Below are 24,121 nucleotides of genomic sequence, written 5' to 3'. Positions count from 1 at the left end.
GCAAAGGCGGCAATTTTACCATGCCGCCGGACGCCTGCGCCCGGCGGCATGGGCAGACCGTCGGGCGGATCGCTGCAGCGCCTGCACGAACCATGCATGATGTCCCCGTCCGGCTGATGAACGACGTGACTTCACCCGCAAAGGAGATCCGCATGCACTGGTTATGGGTATTCTTGATTGGTCTGGTGGTGGGCCTGGTGGCCAAACTGCTGACGCCGGGCCGCGACCCGGGCGGCTTCATCGTCACCGCGTTGATCGGCATTGCCGGTTCGCTGCTGGCCACCTGGGCCGGGCAGAACGTGTTCGGCTGGTATCAGCAGGGGCAATCCGCCGGCTTCATTGCCTCGGTGATCGGCGCGGTGGTGTTGCTGCTGATCTATCACCTGCTCCGGCGCAGGTCGACCTGACCTTCCGCCACAAAAAAACCGCCGGCTGCAAACCGGCGGTTTCCAGCGCCGCGGAATCGCGAACTCAGCCGCGCTGATCGAGCACTTCGTTCCAGTCCTTCACCCGATCGGACTGCGACGCCAGCAGCGCGTCGACATCGCCTTCCACGGTGACCTTCTCGATCGTGTCGCCCTGCTGGATCGCATTGACGACATCCATGTCGACCGCATCGACCACTTCGCCGAACACGCTGTGCTTGCCGTCCAGCCACGGGGTCGGGCCGTGGGTGATGAAGAACTGGCTGCCATTGGTGCGCGGGCCGGCGTTGGCCATCGACAGCACGCCCGGCTTGTCGTGACGCAGCGACGGGTTGAACTCGTCCTCGAACTTGTAGCCCGGACCGCCGCGACCGCTGCCCTCGGGGCAACCACCCTGCACCATGAAGTCGGCGATCACGCGATGGAACGACAGCCCGTCGTAATAACCGCGCCGGGCCAGGTTGACGAAGTTGGCGACCGTGATCGGCGCCTTGTCTTCATGCAGACGCAGGTGGATCGGGCCGCGGTTGGTGCTGAAAGTGACATTGATGGTCATCGCAAAATCCTAGGTTTGAAAGCTGCACCGTGCCACGACACGGGCATGGGGCCGTCAAGAATAACCCAGCGCCGCGGGTGACGCAGGTGCCGACGCGGTGCAACCCCGCATGCTGCGACCTGCGGATGGCTAGGGCAGCCCCAGCGTGCCGGCATCGAGTGCACCGGCACCCCGCGGCCGTGCCGCCGGGGTCGGCAGGTCGGTCGGCCAGGCCGCGCCGCCGTACAGGTGCGCCCACAACCGATCCAGCGCCATATAGCCGTAGGGCAGCAGCGGCAGGTGCCGGTCACCGAACCCGGGCAAAACCAGGAACGCGTCGAAGTGCTGCGCGTACGGCACCTTCCAGTAGATCGGCCGGCGTCCCTGTTCGCGCAGCCACGCCACATACGGTTCGGAGCTGAAGGCGGTCGGCAACAATCCGTCGCTGGCGCCATGGATCACCCACAGCGGCAGGTCGCTGCGCGGCAGCTTCGCCGCCGTGGCGGCGATCGAGGCGTGCAGGGCCTGCGACTCGTGGTCGTCGCCGGTCCACAGCGCGCGCAGGCATTCGTTGCCGATCAGGGTCGGATCGGCCGACACATTCACGCCACCGAACAGGCCGACGCCGTTACCCGGCGGGATGCCCGACGCATCCGCCCACCATCCGGCCCGTGCCAGCGGATCGGTCTCCCCGGGCAGCGCTCCCGCCCCGGTCGCCGCGTAGTGGAACCCGCAGGGCATGTCGGTGGCGCCACGACGCAGGTAGGACGAGGCATAGCCCGCCGTGATCACCCGCCAAAGGTCGAACGCAGTGGTGCTGGCCGCCGTGCTCATCGCCTCGTCGGTCCAGTCACGGGCACGCAGATACTGGTAGGCCTGCTCCGCCTGCCCGTCCACGGTGTTGCCGCTCAACTTGCCTTGCGCGCGCAGGCTGGCGCAGCGCGCCAGCCAGGCCGCCGGCAGCTGGCGATTCGCCCCGCGCGCGAACGGCGCGTCGGCGAAGCGTTCGCTGCTCAGCGCACACGGCAGCCAGATCGCCGCCTCGGTGGCATAGTCGTACATCGCCCGGCCGCCCTCGGCCGCGTAGACATTCGGCTCCAGCGCCACCACGCCGGCGAAGAAACCCTCGTGGTCCAGCCCCGCCGCCTGCAGCACCGCGCCGCCGCCGTTGGAAAGGCCGGTGGCGATGATCTTCGTGTTCTGCGGCGTGAACGGCGCCTCGCCGGGGTACGCGCGATCGAGCATGGCCAGCCCGAACCGGGCCGCCTGGATCACGTGCCGGCCCCAGTCCGCTTCCGGGTTGTCGCCGGAATGCATCTGCTTGACCGCGATGCCGGCCGTGACCGGCGCCGGTGCCGGCTGGAATTCCAGCGCCGCCTCGCCGCGCTTCGCGCGACGGCCGTCCAGCGCCACGCCACTGTTGTCCGCGTAATCGTAGTAGCCGGCACCGGTACCCTTGTCGGTGTAGGCCACCGCGCAACCGTGCGGCAGGCCCCACGCGCCGGCCAGCGCGATCGCACCATAGATGCCGCGCGAGCCGGACGAGGCGGTCACCACGAGGCAGCGCTTGCGCCTGTCGAAATGATCGGGCAGCTGCAGCAGCACCCGATGCGGTGCGCGCGCACCGGGAATGCGCGCGAACATCTGGTATTCGCGCCCCGGCACATCCGGTACGCCGCCGTAGACCGTGCCGTAGCCGCCCAGCGGACCGAGGTCGGCGATGCCCTTCCAGCTGGTCTGGATCGCCCGGCGGCGCAACTCGTCTGCGGTCGGATCCTGCGGATGGGCAAACGGCGTGGGTTCGCCGGCCAGGCCAGCCAACCCCAGCCCCGCACTGAGCAGGTCGTCATGACCGCGATGTTCCGTTACCCGCACTTCGCCGATATCGAGTTCACGCATTGCAGAGTCCTTTCCCACCGGGTTGCCGGCACAAGCGAACAGCATGCCCGAAAGCAGCAGGGTCATGCACGGCAGGATCGAACGGCGGGCGATTTTTTTCATCCGGCCACCATAACAAGCGCAGCGGTAGCCGCCATCGTACGAAAGTCCAGCGTCGCTGCTGACGACCCGGATCGGCAGGCGTGATCGCGGCAACTCGACGGCGGCGCCGCGGCCAGCTAAGTTCGACGGCATGACGAGCCTGCTGATCGCCGACGACCACCCGCTGTTCCGCGCCGCGCTGCGCCAGGCCGCCGTGCAGAGCCTGCCCGACTGCCGCGTCAGCGAGGCGGCCGACCTGGCCGGCGTGCTGGCCGCGCTGCAGGCCGAGCCCGACACCGACCTGGTGCTGCTCGATCTGCACATGCCCGGCAGCCAGGGTCTCACCGGCCTCGCCGCCTTGCGCGGCCAGCATCCCGGCGTCGCCGTGCTGGTGGTCTCGGCCCACGACGAACCACGCATCGTGCGTCGCGTGCTCGATCACGGCGCGTCCGGCTTCATCCCCAAGAGCGCCAGCCCCGCCGAGATCGGCGAGGCGATCGGCCGCGTGCTCGACTGCGGTACGTGGCTGCCACCCGCTCTCGCCGACGCCGTCGCCGCCCTGCCCGCCAACCCCGACGACACCGATCTGGCCAGTCGCCTGGCCCGCCTTACCGAACAGCAATCGCGCGTACTGGGCCTGCTGGCCGAAGGCCTGTTGAACAAGCAGATCGCCGACCGCCTGTCGATCCAGGAGCGCACGGTGAAGGCACACGTCACCGCGATCTTCGAGAAGCTCGGGGTACGCAACCGGACCCAGGCGGGCATGGTGTTGCGCTCGCTGGAACTGGGCGAGCCGGCGCGGGTCGGCTGAACAGATCAGCGGATCTCCTGCGCGCCGACACGGCGCCGCATCCCGATATCAGACCCGCTCCGTTCCAGCCACCACACGCTGCAGCACCTGGCGCAACGCCAGCGGTTTCAGTGGCTTGTACAACACGCCGATGCCCGCATCGAGCAGGCGCTGGCGCAGTTCGCCATCGCGATCGGCGGTCAGCATCACGGTCGGCACGTCGGCGTGCAGCGTCTGCAACTGCTGCCACACCTCCAGCCCGGTCTGGCCACCGTCCAGATGAAAGTCGAGGATGTGCAGGTCCGCCCGCCACGGCGCGGCCAGCGCCTGCTCGGCGTTGCGCGCGGCGTGTACCAGCCAGCCCCAGCCCGTCAGCAGATGGCTTAGCGCGGCCAGCGCGGCCGGCTCGTTGTCCAGCACCAGTGCGCGACCGGCGGGCAGTCGTTGCGGCGCGTCCGCCAACGGCGGCAGTCGCACGGCGGTACGGGCCAGCGGCAAGCCGAGATGGAACACGCTGCCGTGGCCGGGCCATGAGCGCAGCCCCAGCGGATGACCGAGCAAGCCGGCCATGCGCTGGGCGATCGACAGCCCCAGACCGAGTCCCTGCCCACCTGCGGCACTGCCGCGGCGGAACTCCTGGAAAATCAGCTGCTGTTCGTCCAGCGCGATGCCCGGTCCGCTATCCCACACCTCCACCCGCAGCTGCGGGCCGTTCCGTCGCACGCCCAGTAACACGCGCCCGTGCTCGGCGTAACGCAACGCGTTGGACAGGAAGTTCTGCAGCACCCGGCGCAGCAGTTGCGGATCGGAGCGTACCCACGCGCGCGTGCCGACCACGTCCAGTCGCACGCCGCGATCGAGCGCGATGGCGCGGAACTCGGCAGCCAGGGGATCGAGTACCTCGGCCAGGGGGAACGCCCGCGGTTGCGGGTGCAGCCGGCCGCCTTCGAGCCGGGCCACGTCGAGCAGGCCGCTGAGCAGGCCTTCGGTGGCGGCCAGCGCACCGTTCAGATGCTGCGCGGTGGCGGTGTCGCCACCGTGTTCGGTCAACGCATGCGCAAACAGCTGCGCCGCGTGCAGCGGCTGCATCAGATCGTGGGTGACCGCGGCGAGGAAGCGGCTCTTCGCCTCGTTCGCCGCCTGCGCTTCTGCCGAGGCGGCGGTGAGCGCACTGGTGCGTTCCTCCACCCGCAGCTCCAGCGTTTCGTTGACCCGCTTCAACGCGTTCTCGGCCTGACGGAATGCGGTGACGTCGGTGAAGGTGGCGACGAAGCCGCCCCCCGGCATCGGGTTGCCGCGGATCTCCACGATGGTGCCGTCGGGGAAGCGCCGCTCGGACAGGTGACGGGTGCCCGCGCGCATGTGGGTGAGCCGGCGTTGCACGCGCCGCTCGCTGTCGCCGGGGCCGATGATGCCGCGGTCGACGTTGTAGCGAGTCAGCTCGGCCACCGGCCGGCCCACCTGCAGCAGTTCGGCCGGATAATCGAACAGGCGCGCATACGGGCTGTTCCACGCCACCAGCTGCAGCTCCGCGTCGACCACGCAGATGCCCTGGCTCATGTTTTCCAGCGCCGCCTCCAGCACGCGCTGGTTGAAGCGCAGGTCCTGCGCCGCCTCGCCCACGATGGCGACGACGGTATCCAGGTCCTCGCGGCCCTGCCGGTGCACTACCTCCAGCAGCAGTCGCGCCGAAGCGGCGCCGATCACCGCGGCCAGCTCATGCTCGACCTCGGCCACCCGCAGGCTGCCCGACGGCCCGGCCGACGGCGCCGCGTCGAACAGGTGATCGACCCGCTCGAGCGGCAGGAATCGCGTGGCCAGCGCGCGCAGTTCGGTCACCCCGACATGGCCCACGCTCACCGCCCGCGCGGCGCGGCCGTAACGCGAGCCGGCAACCGCCTGCATCACCGCGACATTTGCTACCAGGCTCACCGTGACCGCCCGACCCAGCCGGTTCCAGTCACCCAGCCCGAACAGGCTGTCCGGCGCCAACCAGTGCAGTGCGAACGGGCCGTCGTGCAGCCACGGCAGACTCGGAGGCAGCAGCACCGGCAGCACCGCATACAGCCACACCAGGGTGCCCACCGCCAGTCCGGCGATGACCGCACGTGAACCGATCTGCGGCCGATACACCGCCGCCAGCAAGGCCGGCGTCAGCCCGGCCAGCGCGGAGAACGAGATCGAGCCGATGTCGGCCAGTGCCTCGTTGCGCGCCAGCACGCGGCTGTAGGTCCAGGCCAGCAGCAGCACGACGAGGATCGCCACCCGCCGATAATTCAGCAGCTCGCCGCGCAGGTCGCCGTGCTCGTCGCGACCCCAGCCCGCGCGCACCCGCAGCGGCGCGATGAAGTGGTTGACCACCATCAGGCTCAGGGTCAGCGTGGCGATCACCACCATGCTGGTGGCGGCGCTCAAGCCGCCCAGAAACGCGACCAGCGCCAGCCCGTGTTCGCCGCGCGCCAGCGGCAGCGCCAGCACGTACATGTCCGACGACACCCCGCTCGGCCCCAGCAGCGCGTCGCCCATCCGCGCCAGCGGCAGGATCGGCAGCGAGATCAGCAACAGGTACAGCGGGAACAGCCAGCGCGCGGTGCGCAGGTGGCCGTCGTCGCGGCATTCCACCACCCCGGCGTAGAACTGGTGCGGCAGGGTGAACATCGCCAGCGCGCCGAGCAGGATCAGTGCGGGGAAGCCGCCGCTGTCGGGCGGCGGCGGCACGTTCACTAGCACCCCCGCCGGCAGCGCGGTGAACAGCAGGCTGCCCAGCGCCAGCATCGCGCCCAGCTTGAACAGCGATTCGAACGCCATCGCCAGTACCAGCCCGCGGTTGTGCGCCATGGTCGACGCGCGCCGGGTGCCGAACAACATCGCGAACAGTGCCATCAGCAGCGCCACGTACAGCGCGCTGTCCTGCCACGGCGCGGACTCGCTCAGCTGGCCCAGGCTGAGGATGCCGTAACTCATCGCCACCGCCTTCAGCTGCAGCGCGATGTACGGCACGATGCCGATCACCATCACCGCGGTGACCATCGCCGCCAGCCCCGGATGCCGCCCCAGCCGCACCGCGATCAGGTCGGCCAGCGAACCGGCGTTGTACTCGCGCACCAGTTGCACTAGCCGGCGCAGGAAACGGATCGCGAACACGTACATCAGGATCGCCCCGACAAAGGTCGGCGGCAGCCACCAGCCCGAACGACTGGCCTGGGTGACGGTGCCGTAGAACGTCCACGAGGTGCAGTGGATCGCCAGCGACAGCGCATACACGATCGCCCAGCGCTTCTCGAAAATGTGCGGCCGCCGCTCTCCCAGCAACGCCACGCCGAACAGCAGTCCCAACCAGCACAGCGCGGCGAACGCGATCAGGCCGGCGCTCAGCACGGGAGGCTCCGCTGGAAGCCATGGAGCGGGTGATCCGCTTCATCCCGACCTTGCAGGAGCGACTTCGGTCGCGATGCCCTTGCTTCGACATGGTGTATTCGAAAGCTCTTTGCTTCATGGGTAAACAAGAGCAAGAGCATCGCGACTGAAGTCGCTCCCACAGTCGCGTCGGCAGTTGCCGGTGGGCTGAAGCAACTCTGATGGCGCGCAGCCATCAATGCCCCGCCGGCAACCCCAACGCCCGTACCGCGTTCACCAGCCAGCGCAACTGCACGCCGTGGCGAGTGTCGTAGTCGGCTCCGGAATATCCCCACCAGTCCCAGCATGCTTGCGGATTCAAGGGCGCGAAACTCGCGCGAGTCTGAGGATATAGCACGGCCACGTCATAGGCATCGGCCCAGCGATTGAAGCCCGCGTCCTTCACGAACGCCTCGCCCACCGCGTCGGCGTCCTGCCTGCAGCCATGGAACGCGACCATCAGGCCGCAGCGCTTGCCGGCGGCGCAGGCCGGCGGCAGGTAGACGTAGCCGGTATCGGCGAGAAATGCATCCGCACCACCCGGGCGCAGCGCATCCTGGTCGAACGTGCGCAGCTGACCCTGCGCGTCGCGCGCCACGGCCCTGGCCGGCTTGCCGAACATCTGCGCGAAGATCGCGCCGGCCGCGTCGAAGCCGCAGTGGCCCAGATACGGCGACACCGACTTGCCGCAGTCGTCGCCGGCGGCGGCGACCGGCAGGTTGTGTGCGAAGTCGCGGGCGCCATCGTCGTGGATCTGCATGCCGGCGAGTCCCGGCGTGCCGGCGCTCAGCTTCGTGTAGAAATGTGCGGCTGCCTCGGCCACGGCGGGCGCTACCGTGGTATCGGCACGGCCGTGCAACAGATAGACATGGGCCCCCGCAAGATTTTTCAATGCACCGATCTCGCCGCTGGCCGCGCGCTTGCCGGCGCGTGCCACCAGCGCATCGACGTCCGGCGCCGGCACGCCCTTCATGCAGGTACCCAGCGCCAGTTGCAGCTGGCCGTCGGCGCAGCCGTAAGGACCACCCGCCACCAGGGCCGCATCGGGAAACAGTTCGGGATAGGCCAGCTGCGCCTGGGTGGCCATGTAGGCGCCCGAGGACAGGCCGACCACCGCGACCCGTGAAGGGTCCAGCCTGAGCCGCGGCAATGACGCGTTGTCGCCTGCGGCACAGGCCACGCTGCTGCCGAAGAACAGCGCCAGGCAGAGCGCTCGCAAACAGGTTTTCGGGTGCATCGGCAGACTCCGGCATGCATGATTCGGCGGCGCAGGAGTCACCACGCATCCCGCCGTCGCAGTGACGGCGGGATGGTCGCGGCCCTGTGCCCCGGGGCTGGTCAGAAAGTGTAGCGTGCGGTCAGCGTGACCATCCGCGGCGCGCCGTAGAACCCGGTCACGATGCCCAGCGAGCCGATGTTGTAGCCGGTGGTGCGATACGACTTGTTGGCCAGGTTGGTGCCCTGCAGGCTCAGCGTCCACGGCTGGTCGATCTGCCAGATCACGCCGGCGTTCCACAGGCCGTAGGCCGACTGCGCGATCAGCGGCGACAACGACGTCTCCGGATACACCATGCCCTGGTAGGTATAGTTGACCCGGGCGGTGAGGCTGCCGCCGTTGCCCAGCGACTGGGTATTCTCCAGCGACAGGCCGCCGGACCACTTCGGCGCATTGGTGAATTTCTGCTGGTCGGCGACGTTGACGCCCCCGGTGAGGAACTCGGTGTACTTGGTGTGCAGATAGGCGAACTGCCCGCTGAGGGTCCAGTCCTCGGCCGGCTTCCAGGCAAACTCTTCCTCGAGCCCGTCGATGTGGCCCTTGCCGGCGTTGGTGAAATCGCCGAAGAAGCCCTGGCTGCCGTTCGGCAGCGTGTAGGAGCTGAACACCGACAGCTGAATGTTCGAGTACACGTTGTGGAAGAGCGCCGTGTTCATCATCAGCGCGTCGTCGAAGAAGGTCATCTTGCTGCCCAGTTCGAACGACTGCACCTTCTCGTCGTTGATCGGCCGGCACGAACTCGGGATGGCGACGCAGTTCGCGCGGATGTTGTAGCCGCCGGAGTGGAAGCCTTCGCTGTAGCTGCCGTACAACTTGATCTGGTCGCTCGCGCTCCAGGACAACGAGACTTTCGGCGACACGTTGTTGGACGCATGCGAGCCGCTGAAGTCGGCCACGGTGGAGGTCGGCGTCTGGAACGTGGCGTCGGCATAGCCGTAGTTCTGGATCAGCGCGGTCTTGGTCTCGTGGGTGTAGCGCATGCCCACATCGAGGCTCCACTGCGGACTGATGTCCCAGGTGAAGTCACCGTAGCCGGCGTAGCTCTCGGTGCCGGTGCTGCCGCCGGTGCTGCCATACAGCGAGTAGCCCAGCGTGCTGTAGGGCGGCGAGCCGAGGAAGATGTTGTGGATCTGGCCGGCCGCCGTGCCCTTGAAGTAGAACAGCCCGAACACGCCGTGCAGCACGCCGCCGGCGTCGTAGTTCGCCTGCAGTTCCTGGGTGAACTGGTGATCCTTGTACTTCGCGGTGACGTCGGCGATCTTTTCCGGCAGGGTGTCGAAATCGATGTAGGTGTCGGTCGAGGATTTGCGATAGGCGGTGATCGACTTCAGCGTCCAGTCCTGGTCGACGATCCAGTTCAAGGTCAGCGCGGCACCGCTCATGTCGGTGTGGTTGAGCTGGGCCAGTCCGCCGCGGGTGTCGAAATCGCTGGACAGCGGCGCGTAGGCCGGATCGAACTTGTTCGCGATCAGCATCTTCGCGCCGCGCGGATTGGAATTGTCGCGGAGGCCGTCGACCGACAGCTGGGCATTGAAGCTCGCCGAGGGGAAGAAGCCGAGCGTGGCACGGGCCGCATTGGTGTTCTTGTTGCCGTTGCGGCTGTTGCTGGTGAGGTTCTTGCCGAAGCCGTCGTTGTGCTCGCTGGCCGCGGCCACGCGCCCGCGCCACACCCCGTCCGTGCTGGCGCCGCCGAGACTGGCCTTGACGTCCTTCTCGCCATGCGTGCCGACGGTGGCCTCGACCGAACCTTCGGTCTTCCTCGGTAGCGGGTTGGAAACGTACTTGATCGCACCGCCGATGGTGTTCTTGCCGTACAGGCTGCCCTGCGGGCCGCGCAGCACCTCGATCCGGTTGACGTCGAACACGTCCAGCAAGGCGCCCTGCGGCCGCGCCATGTAGACATCGTCCAGATAGATGCCCACGCCCGGATCGAAGCCCCAGGTCGGGTCGGCCTGGCCGACACCGCGGATATAGGCGGTCAGGGTGGTGTTGGAACCGCGCGCCGCGTAGATCTGCAGCGAGGGGACCTTGCCCTGCAGGTCGCCCAGGTTCTGCACGTTCTGCTTGAACAGCGTGGCGCCGGTGAACGCGCTCACCGCGATCGGCACGTCCTGCAGGGTTTCCTCGCGCTTGCGTGCGGTGACCGTCACCTGACCGAGTTGCTTGGCATTGGCCGGCTTGGTTGCATCGGTGCTGGCCGCGGCATCGCCGGCTTGCTGTGCATACAGCGGCAGGGCACAGATCAGGCCGGTGGCCGCCAGACCCATCGCCAGACTCAGAGACGTGCGCTTCATGTTTTCCCCTTCCCTATAGTCGCAACCATCGACGATGGACGCTGATGCAGCCAAGAGTAGGCAGCCGGCGACACCCGCACACTTGTACCTTCGTACAGTGCCCGCGCCGGAGGCACGCGCGGATACTCGGGCCTTCGTCGATTCCGACCAAGACCACATGGGGAACCGCAGGGATGGCATTTCTGATCGTGCTGGCCGCGTTGTGCTTTCTGATGTTTGCGGCGTACCGCGGCTACAGCGTGATCCTGTTCGCGCCGATCGCCGCGCTGGGTGCGGTGTTGCTGACCGAGCCGGCGCTGGTCGCGCCGATCTTCACCGGCCTGTTCATGGACAAGATGGTCGGTTTCCTCAAGCTGTACTTCCCGGTATTCATGCTCGGCGCGCTGTTCGGCAAGCTGATCGAGCTGTCGGGATTTTCCAAGGCGATCGTGGCGGCCACCATCAACCTGGTCGGGCGCAGCCGCGCGATCCTGTCGATCGTGCTGGTCTGCGCGCTGCTGACCTACGGCGGCGTCTCGCTGTTCGTGGTGGTGTTCGCGGTCTACCCGTTTGCGGCCGAACTGTTCCGTGCCAGCGACATCCCGAAGCGGCTGATCCCCGGCACGATCGCGCTGGGTGCGTTCACCTTCACCATGGATTCGCTGCCCGGCACGCCGCAGATCCAGAACATCATCCCGACCTCGTTCTTCGGCACCACCGCCTGGGCCGCGCCATGGCTGGGCACGATCGGCGCGGTGTTCATCCTGATCGCGGGGCTGAGCTACCTCGAGTGGTGCCGGCGCCGGGCGGCCCGTGCCGGTGAGGGCTATGGCGACAACCTGGTCAACGAGCCAGTACCGTTCGAGCATGGCAGGCTGGCGCATCCGCTGGTCGCGCTGCTGCCGCTGCTGCTGGTCGGCGTGGGCAACAAGCTGCTGACCGACCTGATCCCGCGCGCCTACGGCACGACCCAGTCGTTCGTGCCGGCGGTGGTCGGCAACGCCGCGCCGGTGGTGCAGCAGGTGTCGAAGATCGCCGCGATCTGGGCGGTCGAGGGCGCGCTGCTGCTGGGCATCTTGTGCGTGCTGCTGACTGCGTGGCGGCCGGTGACGGCACGCTTCGCCGAAGGCAGCAGAGCCGCAGTCGGTGGCGCGCTGCTGGCGTCGATGAATACCGCTTCCGAATATGGCTTCGGCGCCGTGATCGCCGCCCTGCCCGGCTTCAAGCTGGTCGCCGACGCCCTGCATTCGATTCCGAACCCGCTGCTGAACGAGGCGGTCACGGTCACCGCCCTGGCCGGCATCACCGGCTCGGCGTCGGGCGGCATGAGCATCGCGCTGGGGGCGATGGCCGATACCTTCATCCACAACGCGCAGGCCGCCGCCATTCCGATGGAAGTGCTGCACCGGGTCGCCGCGATGGCTTCCGGCGGCATGGACACGTTGCCGCACAACGGCGCGGTGATCACCCTGCTGGCAGTCACCGGGCTGACCCACCGGCAGGCCTACAAGGACATCTTCGCGATCACCGTGATCAAGACCCTGGCGGTGCTGGTGGTGATCGCCGCGTACTACCTCACCGGCCTGGTCTAGCAGCCAAAAACGACGCCACTCCCCCGACCGGCCCGGTGCCGGTTGACGACGTCGCTCCCGATCCGGAGTCGCCTGCCCTGCGCACGCGACTCCTCCCGGTTCCGCGCAAGCGGAACCGTCGTGAAGCGAAGGAGTGATGAACGATGTCGATCAAGATGCACGTCCCGGGGCTGCTGGCCCTTCTGCTGTTGCTGGGCACGACGTCCGCGCGCGCCACCTGCCATGACACCGTGGTGCTGGTGCATGGCAACACCGGCAGTCCTGCCGATTTCCAGAACACCTACGACCTGCTGCGCCAGCGCGGCTGGAGTGACGCACAGATCGTCGCGCCGGCCTGGGGCAACGCGCTCTGTGCCGCCTGCAACGACCACAACGGCAGCGAGGAGACGCCGGTACGCAATGCGATCAGCAGTGCGATCGCCAGCTCGTGCAGCGGGCACATCGACGTGATCGGCCATTCGATGGGCGTGACCCTGGCCATGCGCGAGATCGACAAGCTCGATGTCTCCGCCAAGGTGGACGTGTTCATCGGCATCGCCGGCGCCGTGCACGGGCTGTGGTCGTGCGGCATGTATCCGTTCAACGTCGCCGCCAGCACCTGCGGCTATTACGGGCTCTCGGTGCACAGCCCGTTCCTGCTGGGCATCGCCGGCCATCGATTCGGCACGCACATGTACTCGATGAAATCATGGGTGGACGAGATCAACTGTTACGCCAGCTGCATCGTCGATGGCGTGCACACCTCGACCATCGCGGGCGAGGATTACAGCTTCGACTACCCCTACGGCCACTATCAGCTGCTCTGGTACACCGCCACCGACCAGGTGAACCTGCTGCAGTGACCCACGCAACCGGCGCCGCGGCACGCGCGCGCCGGTTTGCCGGGGCGGCGTCCCGGCCACTCGCCATCGTCCGCCGAACCGCCCCGATCCGTTGCGCGCAGCCCGTCGCGGCGTGCGCCCCGCCATGCCGCTGCCCCGGGACAGGCCCCGGCTGGCGGCAGCATGAACGGATGTCGCCGCGATGCAGCAAGTTGTCACATAAATCCGTATAATCCTCGGGTTAATCCTTCTGATAACCCACGTGGTGGCTGCAAGCGCCACCCGAGTGCTTTCCATGTCCATTGAAAATCTGCGCAATATCGCCATCGTCGCCCACGTCGATCACGGCAAGACCACCCTCGTCGACTGCCTGCTGAAGCAGTCCGGCACGCTGGCCGAGCGAACGGTGCTGACCGAGCGCGTAATGGACTCGAACGACCAGGAGAAGGAGCGTGGCATCACGATCCTGGCCAAGAACACCGCGATCACCTGGAACGGCAACCGGATCAACATCGTCGACACCCCGGGCCATGCCGACTTCGGTGGCGAGGTGGAGCGCGTGCTGTCGATGGTCGACTCGGTGCTGATCCTGGTCGACGCGATGGACGGCCCGATGCCGCAGACCCGCTTCGTGACGCAGAAAGCGTTCGACATGGGCTTCAAGCCGATCGTGGTGGTCAACAAGATCGACCGCCCGGGCGCGCGCCCGGACTGGGTCATCGACCAGGTGTTCGACCTGTTCGACCGCCTGGGCGGCACCAACGAGCAGCTCGACTTCCCGATCGTCTACGCCTCGGCGCTGCACGGTTATGCCAGCCTGGAAGATACCGCCCGCGAAGGCGACATGACCCCGCTGTACGAAGCGATCATGAAGCACGTGTCGCCGCCGGAGGTCGACCCGGTCGGCCCGTTCCAGATGCGCATCAGCCAGCTCGACTACAACAGCTATGTCGGCCTGATCGGCATCGGCCGCATCCAGCGCGGCAAGGTGCGCACCAACATGCCGGTCAGCATCGTCGACCGCCACGGCAAGAAGCGCCAGGGCAAGGTGCTGCAGGTGCTGGGCTTCATGGGCCTGGAGCGCCGCGAGGTCGAGGAAGCCGAGGCCGGCGACATCGTCGCCATCTCGGGCATCCAGGACCTGAGCATCTCCGATACCGTCTGCGCGCTGGACACGCCGGAAGCGCTGGAGCCGCTGACCGTCGACGAGCCGACCATCAGCATGACCTTCCAGGTCAACAACTCGCCGTTTGCCGGCAACAAGGACAAGAGTGGCGGCAAGTTCATCACCAGCCGTCAGATCCGCGAGCGTCTCGAGCGCGAGACCCTGCACAACGTGGCGCTGAAGGTCGAGGAAGGTTCCGACCCGGACAAGTTCACCGTCTCCGGCCGTGGCGAGCTGCACCTGTCGGTGCTGATCGAGAACATGCGCCGCGAAGGCTACGAGCTCGCCGTGTCGCGCCCGGAAGTGATCATCAAGGAAATCGACGGCCAGAAGCAGGAGCCGATCGAGCAGTTGGTGGTCGATGTGGAGGAAGTGCACCAGGGCGGCGTGATGGAGCGCCTGGGCATGCGCAAGGGCCAGCTCAAGAACATGGAGCCGGACGGCAAGGGCCGCGTGCGGCTGGACTACGAGATCCCGGCGCGTGGCCTGATCGGCTTCCAGACCGAGTTCCGTACCCTGACCCAGGGCGGCGGCCTGCTGTTCCACGTGTTCGACCATTACGGCCCGAAGGCGGAAGGCGCGATCGCCAAGCGCCAGAACGGCGTGATGATCTCCAACGCGACCGGCTCCACCCCCGCCTACTCGCTCGGGCCGCTGCAGGATCGCGGCAAGCTGTTCGCCGCCGAAGGCGACGAAGTGTATGAAGGCCAGCTGGTCGGCATCCACGCCAAGGACAACGACCTCACGGTCAACGTGATCAAGGGCAAGCCGCTGACCAACATGCGTGCCTCGGGCAAGGACGACGCGATCCAGCTGTCGCCCGCGATCAAGTTCTCGCTGGAGCAGGCACTGGAGTTCATCGAGGACGACGAGCTGGTCGAGATCACTCCGAAGGAGATCCGCCTGCGCAAGAAGCACCTGACCGAGAACGATCGCAAGCAGGCTTCGCGCAAGGGCTGAGTTGTCGGCACACCCGAAAAAGGCCGCCCCCGGGCGGCCTTTTTTTGTGGTCCCGCTGACAACACCCGGGAACGTGAGACAACCGACATGGGACGCAAAGCTTGCGTCGGCAACCCGCTAGATCCCCGTCGACACCTCGAAGCGCAGGGTGAACACCCACGCGTTCGGGATACTGCGATCGGTTCCGGGATGGATCACGTACTGCAGGTCCGGCTGCACGGCGAGCCTCGGGGTGATCTGGGCGAGATAGCTCAGCTCCACCGTACGCTCGGCATGCGTGGCTGGCGAACCCGGTGCCTGCTGTCGTCGATATGGCGAACCGTTGCGTGCGATCGCCAGGGCTACGCCGAACTCATCAGCACCGCGACCACGCAGGGGCCCGGCCACGACCAGGCCGGCACCGAGGTATTTTCCGAAACGGAACACGTCGGCATCGCCCCAGCCCAGTTGGGCGAACGCGGACAGGGCACGATCCGGATCGGAAGGGTCACGCGCCACGACGCGGTCGCCGACGGCGTAGAAGCCGGACGCCCCGCGTTGATTCCGCGGCGGCAAGGCCGGATCGAGTCGATCGAACAGGGTGGTGTAGTGCCACGCGCCGAACGCGAGTTTGCCCCGATAGGCCGGCAGCATCGCATTGCGCCCGATGCGCGTGCGCGGGTCGTTCGCCATCCCGGCACCGGGTCGGTCGAGCAGCGCCAGTTCGGCCACATAAAGCAGGCCGTCGTCCTGCCTGAAAGCACCCAGGCGCTGGTCGGTCCGGATCAGCGGCACGCCATCCAGCACCGCGGCACGCAGCACCACCCTGGCTGCCGGCTTCCAGGCCACGCGGACGCCCAGCGAGGTGCGCGGAAAGATCGACGGACCCTCGATGCCGCTCTGCGCGAATTCGGGCCCGATGCCGAAGGCACTGTTGAGGAACAACCCGCCCGATTGCAGGCGATAAAACTCACTATTGAGATCGTACAACCCGGCCAGTAGCGAGACGCCCGACGGGTCGAAATTGTGCTCCAACCAGAGCTCTTCGATCTGCGCACCGGGCGGTGCGGACAGATTGCTGACCCCCAGCGCGTCTCCCACGAACCGGTCGGGCTGGCCGCCATGGATCCACAGCGCGTCGACGAAGGCACTGGTATCGGCCCATCCCAGGGCACGCTGGAGATCCACCAGGCTGCGCAGATGCAGGTTGCCGACATAGGTGGAGGAACGGCCGCGGCCCCCGTGCAGATCGAAGATGGTCGCACCGTCATAAGACAGGGAGGTGGTCGTTGCGCCTCCTGCATCGATTGCGCCTGGCGCGTCGCCCGCGTTGGCGCAGTCCATCGTCAGCGCCGTGGCCAGGCCCAGCAGAACGATGAGGAAACCCTTCATGCGCACACCACCTGACCCCTCCAGCAAGGAAGTCGCCGATCGTCTATCCGCGCGAAGCATCGGCACCCGGGTCTGCCACCTGGAGAGGCGTCAGGCCGTCTTCGGCTTCGCCCCCATCACCCGCAGGCCCGGACGCTGGCGCGCCAGCTTGCGCAGCAACTCGGCGAAAGCCTGAAGATCATCGTGCCAGGGCGAGGCATCGCGCCAGTACAGCGCGATCTCCCGCCCGCTCGCCTGCCCCTTCAACCCGGCCAGCACGATGTTCGGCATCGAGGCCAGCCGTTCGTGCGCGAGTGCCGGCACCAGCGCATAGCCGCCGCGCAAACTGACCAGCGCGGCTAGGCTTTCCAGGCTCACGTCCTGCACATGGCCATGCTCGCTGCCATCGCATGCGAGGCCATCGGCATGACTCTCCGCCATCAGGGTCGCCTCGGCCGGATCGAGCTGAGCCAGTGCAATGCTGGATTTTCCCGCCAGCGGATGATCCGCCCGCAGCATCAGCTGCCACGGTTCGCTGAACAGCGGGCGCACCGCAATGCCGCTGACCGCCGGGGCCGGTGGCGCCAGCACCGCGTCGAGTTCGCCTTCCTGCAGGCGGCGCAGCAGACCGCGCGGCTTGCCCTCGGAGATATCCAGCCGTGCACCCGGGAAATGCTGCGGGAACGGTGCGATGAGGTGCGGCAGCAGATACGGCCCCAGTGACGCCGGCACGCCCAGGCGCAGCTCGCCGCCGAAGGCGACGTCGCCGGCGCGGGCCAGCTGCTGCAGGTGTTCGGCCGACGCCAGCACCGCGTCGATCTGCTGCAACAGCCGCTGCCCGCCGGCGGTCGGCACGATGCGCCGACCGCCGCGCTCGAACAGCGGCGTTCCCAGCGCCAACTCCACCTTCTGTACCTGATGCGACAGGCCGGACGGGCTGATGTGCATCGCCCGTGCCGCGCGGTTGAAACTGCCATGGCGCTGCACCGCCTGCACCAGCGCGAGGTCGCGCAGCGAGACGGCGGCGAGGGTCATCGAAATCATCGAATGCTGCATGTCATTAAAGGCGTTTGTGCATGGTGGATATCGAGGGCATGCTGTTCGGTGAACTACAGACGACTGCATGTGCGAAGTCTAACCGCCAGGGCCAATCGGCGGAGATCCGATGATGCGCCACAGGCGGCGTGCACGCCGTGGTTACCCTGTTTAGGCGATAATTGCGTTTTTGCCGTTCCGGCGAACCCCATCGCCATCGTTCGAATATCCCAGCCGCAGGATTCAGCCAGGAGCTCCCCCATGAAAGATACCTTTTCCGTACGCGACACCCTCGACGTCAACGGCAAGAGCTACGCGTTTGCCAGCCTGACCAAGCTGGGCGAGCGCTTCGACCTGAAGCGGCTGCCGTACTCGCTGAAGATCCTGCTGGAGAACCTGCTGCGCCATGAGGACGGCGTGGACGTGACCTCGAAGGAAATCGAGGCGATTGCTAAGTGGGACGCCAAGGCCGAGCCGGAGACCGAGATCGCCTTCATGCCGGCACGCGTGGTGCTGCAGGATTTCACCGGCGTGCCCTGCGTGGTCGACCTGGCCGCGATGCGCGACGCCGTGGTGAAGCTCGGCGGCGACGCCACCCAGATCAACCCGCTGGCCCCGGCCGAGCTGGTCATCGACCACTCGGTGCAGGTCGACGCCTACGGTTCGGAATCGGCGCTGGAGAAGAACGTCGAGATCGAGTTCGAGCGCAACCAGGAGCGTTACTCGTTCCTGCGCTGGGGCCAGAAGGCCTTCAACAATTTCAAGGTGGTGCCGCCGCGCACCGGCATCGTGCACCAGGTGAACCTGGAGCACCTGGCCCGCGTGGTGTTCACCAATGAGCAGGACGGCCAGAGCTGGGCCTATCCGGATACCGTGTTCGGTACCGACTCGCACACCACGATGATCAACGGTATCGGCGTGCTGGGCTGGGGCGTGGGCGGCATCGAGGCCGAGGCCGCGATGCTGGGCCAGCCGTCGTCGATGCTGATTCCGCAGGTCGTGGGCTTCAAGCTCAAGGGCAGGATGCCCGAAGGCGTCACCGCCACCGACCTCGTGCTGACCGTCACGCAGATGCTGCGCAAGCTCGGCGTGGTCGGCAAGTTCGTCGAGTTCTTCGGCGACGGCCTGAAGCACCTGCCGCTGGCCGATCGCGCCACCATCGCCAACATGGCACCGGAATACGGCGCCACCTGCGGCATCTTCCCGATCGACCAGGAAGCGCTGAACTACATGCAGCTGTCCGGCCGCAGCGCCGAACAGATCGCGCTGGTCGAGGCGTATGCCAGGGCCCAGGGCATGTGGCATGACGAAAACTCGGTGGAGCCGACCTTCACGACCACCATGGAGCTCGACCTGGCCGATGTGCGCCCGTCGCTGGCCGGTCCCAAGCGTCCGCAGGATCGGGTACTGCTGGAAGCCGTGCAGAAGAGCTTCCACGACGTGGTCGGCGCGCTCACCGCCAACCGCAAGCCGAAGAGCCTCGCCGTCGACAACTTCGCCAGCGAAGGCGGCGCCACCGCGATCGGCAACGAAGCGAACACGATCAGCAACGGCAGCGTGGAGGTCGAGAAGGACGGCGAGAATTTCCGGGTCGGCGACGGCTCGGTGGTGATCGCGGCGATCACCTCGTGCACCAACACCTCCAATCCGGCGGTGATGCTGGCGGCGGGCCTGCTGGCCAAGAAGGCCGCCGCGCGCGGACTCAAGGCCCAGCCGTGGGTGAAGACCTCGATCGGACCGGGCTCGCTGGTGGTCAGCGACTACCTGAAGAAGACCGGCCTGCTGGAAGAACTCGAGAAGATCGGCTTCTACATCGTCGGCTACGGCTGCACCACCTGCATCGGCAACTCCGGCCCGCTGCCGGCCGAGATCAGCCATGCGATCAGCGAGGGCGACCTCGCCGTGGCCTCGGTGCTGTCCGGCAACCGCAACTTCGAGGGTCGCGTGCATCCGGAAGTGAAGATGAACTACCTGGCCTCGCCGCCGCTGGTGGTCGCCTACGCGCTGGCCGGTACGCTGGACATCGACCTGACCACCGAGCCGCTGGGCACCGGCAGCGACGGGAAGCCGGTGTACCTGAAGGACATCTGGCCGTCCAACAAGGAAATTTCCGACACCATCGCCGGAGCGATCAACCCGGCGATGTTCGAGAAGAACTACGCCGACGTGTTCAAGGGCGACAGCCGCTGGAACCAGATCGCCTCGCCGGACGGTGCGCTGTTCCAGTGGGATGATTCCACCTACATCAAGAACCCGCCCTACTTCGACGGCATGACCGCCGAGCCGGGCACGATCGAGGACATCCACGGCGCCAGCGTACTGGGCCTGTTCGGCGACTCGATCACCACCGATCACATCTCGCCGGCCGGCTCGATCAAGAAGGACAGCCCGGCCGGGGCGTTCCTGATCAGCAAGGGCGTCGAGCCGAAGAACTTCAATTCCTTCGGCTCGCGTCGCGGCAACGACGACGTGATGGTGCGCGGCACGTTTGCCAACATCCGCATCAAGAACCTGATGCTGGACAACGTCGAAGGCGGTTACACCCGTCACGTGCCGTCGGGCGAACAGATGGCCATCTATGACGCCGCGATGAAGTACAAGGCCAGCGGCACCCCGCTGGTCGTGCTGGCCGGCAAGGAGTACGGCACCGGTTCGTCACGCGACTGGGCGGCCAAGGGCACCCTGCTGCTGGGCGTCAAGGCGGTGATCGCCGAGAGCTTCGAGCGCATCCACCGTTCCAACCTGGTCGGCATGGGCGTGCTGCCCTGCACGTTCAAGAGCGGTGAGAGCGCGAAGTCGCTGGGCCTGACCGGCAGCGAAAGCTTCGACATCACGGGTCTGGACGACGGCAATGCGAAGGAGGCCACGGTGACCGCCACGTCCCCCGACGGCAGCAAGAAGCAGTTCAGCGTGAACGTGATGCTGTTGACCCCGAAAGAGCGCCTGTTCTTCCGCCACGGCGGCATCCTGCAATACGTGCTGCGTCAGCTGGCCAGCAAGAAAGCCGCCTGAGTTTCAGCCTGACTTGCGCAAGACAGAAACCGCCCCGGCCTCCGGGGCGGTTTGCTGTTGCGGCACCCGTGACTTTTCACATCGCATGCGTCCAGCTCGCCGTGTAGCAGCGCCATTTGCCCTCCTCGTTGCGCCAGGCCGATTCGACCCGATAGAGACCCAGCTGGTCGGGTAGCAGATGGCTGCCGCTGGTCAGGGTCACGGTGAAGGTGGCCACCATCCGCGTGCCGCGATGTTCGATTCCGATCGGCCCCAGCGTCACGCCGACATGCTCGCCACGCAGTGCGAAGAGTCGGATCAGGTTGCCCAATGAACGGCGATCCAGCTCGCCGGCATTGCCATCGAAGTCGTCGCTCAGTGGCGCCACCACGTCACTGGCGGCACCCGCTTCGGCCGCCGTCGCCACGGCGGCGATCGCCTCGCGCACCTGCACCTCATCGGGCCGGTGTCGGCAGGCGGCCAGGCTCACCGCGCACACCACCAACGCAGTCAGCAGACCAGCGGATTTTTTCCATCGCAACATGTCGGCAACTCGCTGCAGTGTGGCTTGCCGCTATACGCGGGCGTATGCTCCAATGAGCCGGCATATGGCTCATGCTTAAGGCTGCAAGCATCCGCAGGCCATCATCGATCATGATCCACGATAAGAACAGGGAACCCAAGCATGAGCAATGAACGTCCGTGGCTGGCTCACTATCCGGCAGGCGTGGCCGAGCAGATCGACGTCGACAAATATGCTTCGGTGACAGCGGTTCTGGATGAGGCGTTCGAACGTTTTCGCGACAAGCCGGCATTCGCCAATTTCGGCCGCAAGCTCAGCTACGGACAGATCGACGAGATGAGTCGCCAGTTCGCCGGCTATCTGACCGGCGAGCTCAAACTCGGCAAGGGCGATCGCATCGCGATCATGATGCCTAACGTGCTGCAGTATCCGATTGCCCTGTTCGGCGCGCTGCGCGCCGGCCTGGTGGTGGTCAACACCAACCCGATGTACACGGCGCGCGAACTCAGGCATCAGCTGGAGGATGCCGGTGCGAAGGCGATCGTGGTGCTCGACAACTTTGCCGCCACCCTGCAGCAGGTGCTTACCGAAACCTCGGTGCAACACGTCATCACCACCGGCCTCGGCGACCTGCTGGGTTTCCCGAAAGGCCCGTTGATCAACTTCGTGATCAAGCACGTCAAGAAGATGGTGCCGGCCTTCGACCTGCCGCAGGCCGTGCGCTTTCGCGAGGCGCTGGCCCGTGGTGCCCGACATCAGCTGCCGGCGGTAACACTGGGCCACGACGACATCGCGTTCCTGCAATACACCGGCGGCACCACCGGCGTGGCCAAGGGCGCGATGCTGACCCACGGCAACATGGTGGCGAACATGTTGCAGGCGGATGCATGGATCAGCGCAAACACCAAGCCCGGTGAGGAAGTCATCATCACCGCGTTGCCGCTGTATCACATCTTTTCGCTGTGCGCGAACGGCCTGGTCTTCACCCGCCTGGGCGGACTGAACTGGCTGATCACCAATCCGCGCGACATGCCCGGTTTCGTCAAGGAACTGAAGCAATCCGGCTTCACCGCGCTCACCGGCGTCAATACGCTGTTCAACGGCCTGCTCAATACGCCGGGTTTCGCGGAACTGGATTTCTCACGCCTGCACCTGACCCTGGGCGGTGGCATGGCGGTGCAACGTGCGGTCGCCGAGCGCTGGAAGAAGGTCACCGGCTGTACCCTGGCCGAAGCCTACGGACTGACCGAAACCTCGCCCGCCGTGTGTATCAATCCGCCGGACCTGAAGGAATACAACGGATCGATCGGCCTGCCGGTGCCTTCCACCGACGTCGCCATCTGGTCCGAGGAGGGCAAGCCGCTGCCGGTTGGCGAAGTGGGCGAGTTGATGGTGCGTGGCCCGCAGGTGATGAAGGGCTACTGGCAGCGCCCCGACGAGACTGCCAAGGTGCTGGGTGACGATCGCTGGTTGCATACCGGCGACATCGCCAGGATGGACGAGAACGGCTATTTCTATATCGTGGATCGCAAGAAGGACATGATTCTGGTGTCCGGCTTCAACGTGTATCCGAATGAGGTCGAGGATGCGGTGATGGAGCACCCCGGCGTACTCGAGGTAGCGGCCGTGGGCGTGCAGGACGAGCATTCCGGCGAAGTGGTGAAGTTGTTCGTGGTACGCAAGGATCCGAATCTCACCGAAGACGAGCTCAGGCAGTTCTGTCGCGACAAGCTGACCGGCTACAAGCGACCGAAGCTGATCGAGTTCCGCAACGAGCTGCCCAAGAGCAACGTCGGCAAGATCCTGCGCCGCGAATTGCGCGACGAAGTGAAGGCACCCGCCTGAGGTTTCGCCCCACACGAAAACGCCCGCAGCGTGCGGGCGTTTTTGTTTAGCGCGCTGGCAGTATCGCTCAGCCGTCCTTCCAGTACTCGAGGATGTCGGCATAACCACCCAGCAGGTTCCATAGCGGGACCTGCTTGTCCTCGGGAATGCGGCTGTAGGAAAAGCCGATGTGATGATCGGAGATGCGCGCCACAACGGCCTCCAGATGGATATGCAGGTTGTGCCCGAAAATCATGTCGAGTACCCAACTCTGGCCAAGCTCGCCAGACCAGCCCAGCGGACGGCGCAGCAAGGCACCGGTAGCTGAGATATCGACCAGTTCGGTCGGGTGCGATTCGCCGTTGTGGCTCATCAACACCGTCGTCTCGATCTGCATACGCGCCGGACGCAGCTTTTCCGGCGCCTCTTGTCCATTCTTGTCGGTTGCCATCAGTTTCACCGTCCGTTTGCGCTTGCGTCTGCCTCGGGCATCGACGCGATTTACAACATCATCCTGAAACCTTTCCACGACACCATGTACCGGTACCGCAGCACCTTTCCCTCGCCTGGTCCGTGTGCATCAGTCGCTTGCACACCGCTTGGCTGCGACGGTCAGCCGATCCCAAGCAATCGTCATGCCATTGCATGGCACCTGTCCGAATTCCGAGGACATTCTCATGCGGGCAGGCTTGCCCATGTGACGTGGAAGCATGGAAATTGCCCGCTCGGCGAGCCTGATCGCCGCTGATCGGAATCCCATCCGTGGCATCTCCAGCCGACAGCCGTGACGGCCCTGCCCCATATCGTCACATTCGGTCACATGCCGCCCTGCCCTGAAGCCTTTGGAACATTGGCCCGGCAGGTCAGTCCGCTATTGTGCCGCTAAGGACATCGGCATGAAACCGGCTGGCGCGCAGAAACCGACGCTACGGCAATCGGCCCGCGGCGCGACGCATGCCCGTGCAAGGTTGGCACTGCTGGACTTGCCATCGGCTTGCCGCTACTCTCTATACACGTGCGGACGCTTGGAAAATGTTTGCCGGTCTCATCCGGCAACCCATGGTCCCCATCGAAGCTCTCAGACCGACCAGTGAACAGTCAGTGGCATCGATTCTCGCCACCTTCTGACTTGTGCCGTTACCGTGGCTGACAACCCGGATCTGGCGTGCAATGGCCGCTAGCGAC

At 66.3% G+C, this 24,121-nt stretch carries 16 protein-coding genes; 7 read left to right on the top strand and 9 right to left on the bottom strand.

Going from position 1 to position 24,121, the window contains the following annotated elements; translation table 11 throughout:
- Nucleotides 1-20 precede the first annotated feature (20 nt).
- A complete protein-coding gene (locus ACFPPA_RS08080; RefSeq protein WP_377319037.1) occupies nucleotides 21-407 on the top strand; it encodes a GlsB/YeaQ/YmgE family stress response membrane protein in 387 nt (128 codons plus the stop codon).
- 64 nt (nucleotides 408-471) lie between these two features.
- Here the strand turns inward: ACFPPA_RS08080 and ACFPPA_RS08075 are convergent, their stop codons facing one another.
- Together ACFPPA_RS08075 and ACFPPA_RS08070 are read right to left on the bottom strand one after the other, a co-directional pair.
- Nucleotides 472-981, bottom strand: a complete 510-nt coding sequence (locus ACFPPA_RS08075) for a peptidylprolyl isomerase (protein WP_377319035.1) — start codon at nucleotides 979-981, stop codon at nucleotides 472-474.
- A 129-nt stretch (nucleotides 982-1,110) separates the two neighbouring features.
- Nucleotides 1,111-2,961 (bottom strand): 3-hydroxybutyrate oligomer hydrolase family protein, encoded by a 1,851-nt coding sequence (locus ACFPPA_RS08070; protein WP_377319033.1) that lies wholly within the window; start codon nucleotides 2,959-2,961, stop codon nucleotides 1,111-1,113.
- Nucleotides 2,962-3,091: 130 nt separating this feature from the next.
- Between ACFPPA_RS08070 and ACFPPA_RS08065 the strand changes: the two genes are divergently transcribed.
- The gene (locus ACFPPA_RS08065; protein ID WP_377319031.1) at nucleotides 3,092-3,751 is read left to right on the top strand and encodes a response regulator transcription factor; all 660 of its coding nucleotides are present in this window, start codon (nucleotides 3,092-3,094) and stop codon (nucleotides 3,749-3,751) included.
- Between the two features lie 48 nt (nucleotides 3,752-3,799).
- On the opposite strand, the gene ACFPPA_RS08060 is transcribed toward ACFPPA_RS08065, so the two are convergent.
- The 3 genes from ACFPPA_RS08060 to ACFPPA_RS08050 all read right to left on the bottom strand — a co-directional run bounded on the left by ACFPPA_RS08060 (nucleotide 3,800) and on the right by ACFPPA_RS08050 (nucleotide 10,696).
- Nucleotides 3,800-7,108 carry a hybrid sensor histidine kinase/response regulator gene (locus tag ACFPPA_RS08060; protein WP_377319029.1) on the bottom strand — a complete coding sequence of 1,103 codons (3,309 nt, stop codon included), beginning with the start codon at nucleotides 7,106-7,108 and terminating at the stop codon, nucleotides 3,800-3,802.
- 214 nt (nucleotides 7,109-7,322) lie between these two features.
- Nucleotides 7,323-8,363, bottom strand: coding sequence for an extracellular catalytic domain type 2 short-chain-length polyhydroxyalkanoate depolymerase (locus ACFPPA_RS08055; RefSeq protein ID WP_377319027.1), 1,041 nt, complete (start codon nucleotides 8,361-8,363; stop codon nucleotides 7,323-7,325).
- A 101-nt stretch (nucleotides 8,364-8,464) separates the two neighbouring features.
- Entirely contained in the window at nucleotides 8,465-10,696 is a 2,232-nt protein-coding gene (locus tag ACFPPA_RS08050; RefSeq protein WP_377319025.1) for a TonB-dependent receptor, read from the bottom strand.
- Between the two features lie 173 nt (nucleotides 10,697-10,869).
- Between ACFPPA_RS08050 and ACFPPA_RS08045 the strand changes: the two genes are divergently transcribed.
- From ACFPPA_RS08045 to typA, 3 genes are all read left to right on the top strand, one after another.
- Nucleotides 10,870-12,267 (top strand): GntP family permease, encoded by a 1,398-nt coding sequence (locus tag ACFPPA_RS08045; protein ID WP_377319023.1) that lies wholly within the window; start codon nucleotides 10,870-10,872, stop codon nucleotides 12,265-12,267.
- Between the two features lie 143 nt (nucleotides 12,268-12,410).
- Complete coding sequence (locus ACFPPA_RS08040; RefSeq protein WP_377319021.1) at nucleotides 12,411-13,109, top strand: alpha/beta hydrolase family protein; 699 nt, start codon at nucleotides 12,411-12,413, stop codon at nucleotides 13,107-13,109.
- A 274-nt stretch (nucleotides 13,110-13,383) separates the two neighbouring features.
- Nucleotides 13,384-15,213 (top strand): translational GTPase TypA, encoded by a 1,830-nt coding sequence (gene typA / locus ACFPPA_RS08035; protein WP_377319019.1) that lies wholly within the window; start codon nucleotides 13,384-13,386, stop codon nucleotides 15,211-15,213.
- Between the two features lie 117 nt (nucleotides 15,214-15,330).
- Here the strand turns inward: typA and ACFPPA_RS08030 are convergent, their stop codons facing one another.
- Both ACFPPA_RS08030 and ACFPPA_RS08025 read right to left on the bottom strand, forming a co-directional pair.
- Nucleotides 15,331-16,584 (bottom strand): carbohydrate porin, encoded by a 1,254-nt coding sequence (locus tag ACFPPA_RS08030; protein WP_377319017.1) that lies wholly within the window; start codon nucleotides 16,582-16,584, stop codon nucleotides 15,331-15,333.
- Nucleotides 16,585-16,674: 90 nt separating this feature from the next.
- Complete coding sequence (locus ACFPPA_RS08025; protein WP_377319015.1) at nucleotides 16,675-17,619, bottom strand: LysR family transcriptional regulator; 945 nt, start codon at nucleotides 17,617-17,619, stop codon at nucleotides 16,675-16,677.
- 240 nt (nucleotides 17,620-17,859) lie between these two features.
- Here ACFPPA_RS08025 and acnA point away from each other — a divergent pair, with 240 nt between their 5' ends.
- Nucleotides 17,860-20,610, top strand: a complete 2,751-nt coding sequence (gene acnA / locus ACFPPA_RS08020) for an aconitate hydratase AcnA (protein WP_377319013.1) — start codon at nucleotides 17,860-17,862, stop codon at nucleotides 20,608-20,610.
- 76 nt (nucleotides 20,611-20,686) lie between these two features.
- Here acnA and ACFPPA_RS08015 read toward each other — a convergent pair whose 3' ends face one another.
- Nucleotides 20,687-21,133 carry a hypothetical protein gene (locus ACFPPA_RS08015; RefSeq protein WP_377319011.1) on the bottom strand — a complete coding sequence of 149 codons (447 nt, stop codon included), beginning with the start codon at nucleotides 21,131-21,133 and terminating at the stop codon, nucleotides 20,687-20,689.
- A 141-nt stretch (nucleotides 21,134-21,274) separates the two neighbouring features.
- Between ACFPPA_RS08015 and ACFPPA_RS08010 the strand changes: the two genes are divergently transcribed.
- Nucleotides 21,275-22,957: an AMP-binding protein gene (locus ACFPPA_RS08010; RefSeq protein WP_377319009.1), complete on the top strand. Its 1,683-nt coding sequence runs from the start codon at nucleotides 21,275-21,277 to the stop codon at nucleotides 22,955-22,957.
- A 67-nt stretch (nucleotides 22,958-23,024) separates the two neighbouring features.
- On the opposite strand, the gene ACFPPA_RS08005 is transcribed toward ACFPPA_RS08010, so the two are convergent.
- The gene (locus ACFPPA_RS08005) at nucleotides 23,025-23,387 is read right to left on the bottom strand and encodes a PilZ domain-containing protein (RefSeq protein WP_377319007.1); all 363 of its coding nucleotides are present in this window, start codon (nucleotides 23,385-23,387) and stop codon (nucleotides 23,025-23,027) included.
- Nucleotides 23,388-24,121: the final 734 nt, after the last annotated feature.

Origin of the sequence: Rhodanobacter ginsengisoli, from assembly GCF_042657065.1 — a bacterium.
GTDB classification, from domain to species: Bacteria; Pseudomonadota; Gammaproteobacteria; order Xanthomonadales; family Rhodanobacteraceae; genus Rhodanobacter; species Rhodanobacter ginsengisoli.
Note: the sequence above shows the minus strand (reverse complement) of the source record. Positions and strands in the feature narration are given on the sequence as shown.

Excerpts from the sequence above, each read along its gene's own strand:
- ACFPPA_RS08065 (WP_377319031.1), top strand. The coding sequence starts at position 3,092 with ATGACGAGCCTGCTGATCGCCGACGACCACCCGCTGTTCCGCGCCGCG.
- ACFPPA_RS08070 (WP_377319033.1), bottom strand. The coding sequence starts at position 2,961 with ATGAAAAAAATCGCCCGCCGTTCGATCCTGCCGTGCATGACCCTGCTG.
- ACFPPA_RS08075 (WP_377319035.1), bottom strand. The coding sequence starts at position 981 with ATGACCATCAATGTCACTTTCAGCACCAACCGCGGCCCGATCCACCTG.
- ACFPPA_RS08050 (WP_377319025.1), bottom strand. The coding sequence starts at position 10,696 with ATGAAGCGCACGTCTCTGAGTCTGGCGATGGGTCTGGCGGCCACCGGC.
- ACFPPA_RS08040 (WP_377319021.1), top strand. The coding sequence starts at position 12,411 with ATGTCGATCAAGATGCACGTCCCGGGGCTGCTGGCCCTTCTGCTGTTG.
- acnA (WP_377319013.1), top strand. The coding sequence starts at position 17,860 with ATGAAAGATACCTTTTCCGTACGCGACACCCTCGACGTCAACGGCAAG.
- ACFPPA_RS08030 (WP_377319017.1), bottom strand. The coding sequence starts at position 16,584 with ATGAAGGGTTTCCTCATCGTTCTGCTGGGCCTGGCCACGGCGCTGACG.
- ACFPPA_RS08010 (WP_377319009.1), top strand. The coding sequence starts at position 21,275 with ATGAGCAATGAACGTCCGTGGCTGGCTCACTATCCGGCAGGCGTGGCC.
- ACFPPA_RS08080 (WP_377319037.1), top strand. The coding sequence starts at position 21 with ATGCCGCCGGACGCCTGCGCCCGGCGGCATGGGCAGACCGTCGGGCGG.
- ACFPPA_RS08045 (WP_377319023.1), top strand. The coding sequence starts at position 10,870 with ATGGCATTTCTGATCGTGCTGGCCGCGTTGTGCTTTCTGATGTTTGCG.
- ACFPPA_RS08025 (WP_377319015.1), bottom strand. The coding sequence starts at position 17,619 with ATGCAGCATTCGATGATTTCGATGACCCTCGCCGCCGTCTCGCTGCGC.
- typA (WP_377319019.1), top strand. The coding sequence starts at position 13,384 with ATGTCCATTGAAAATCTGCGCAATATCGCCATCGTCGCCCACGTCGAT.
- ACFPPA_RS08005 (WP_377319007.1), bottom strand. The coding sequence starts at position 23,387 with ATGGCAACCGACAAGAATGGACAAGAGGCGCCGGAAAAGCTGCGTCCG.
- ACFPPA_RS08055 (WP_377319027.1), bottom strand. The coding sequence starts at position 8,363 with ATGCACCCGAAAACCTGTTTGCGAGCGCTCTGCCTGGCGCTGTTCTTC.
- ACFPPA_RS08015 (WP_377319011.1), bottom strand. The coding sequence starts at position 21,133 with ATGTTGCGATGGAAAAAATCCGCTGGTCTGCTGACTGCGTTGGTGGTG.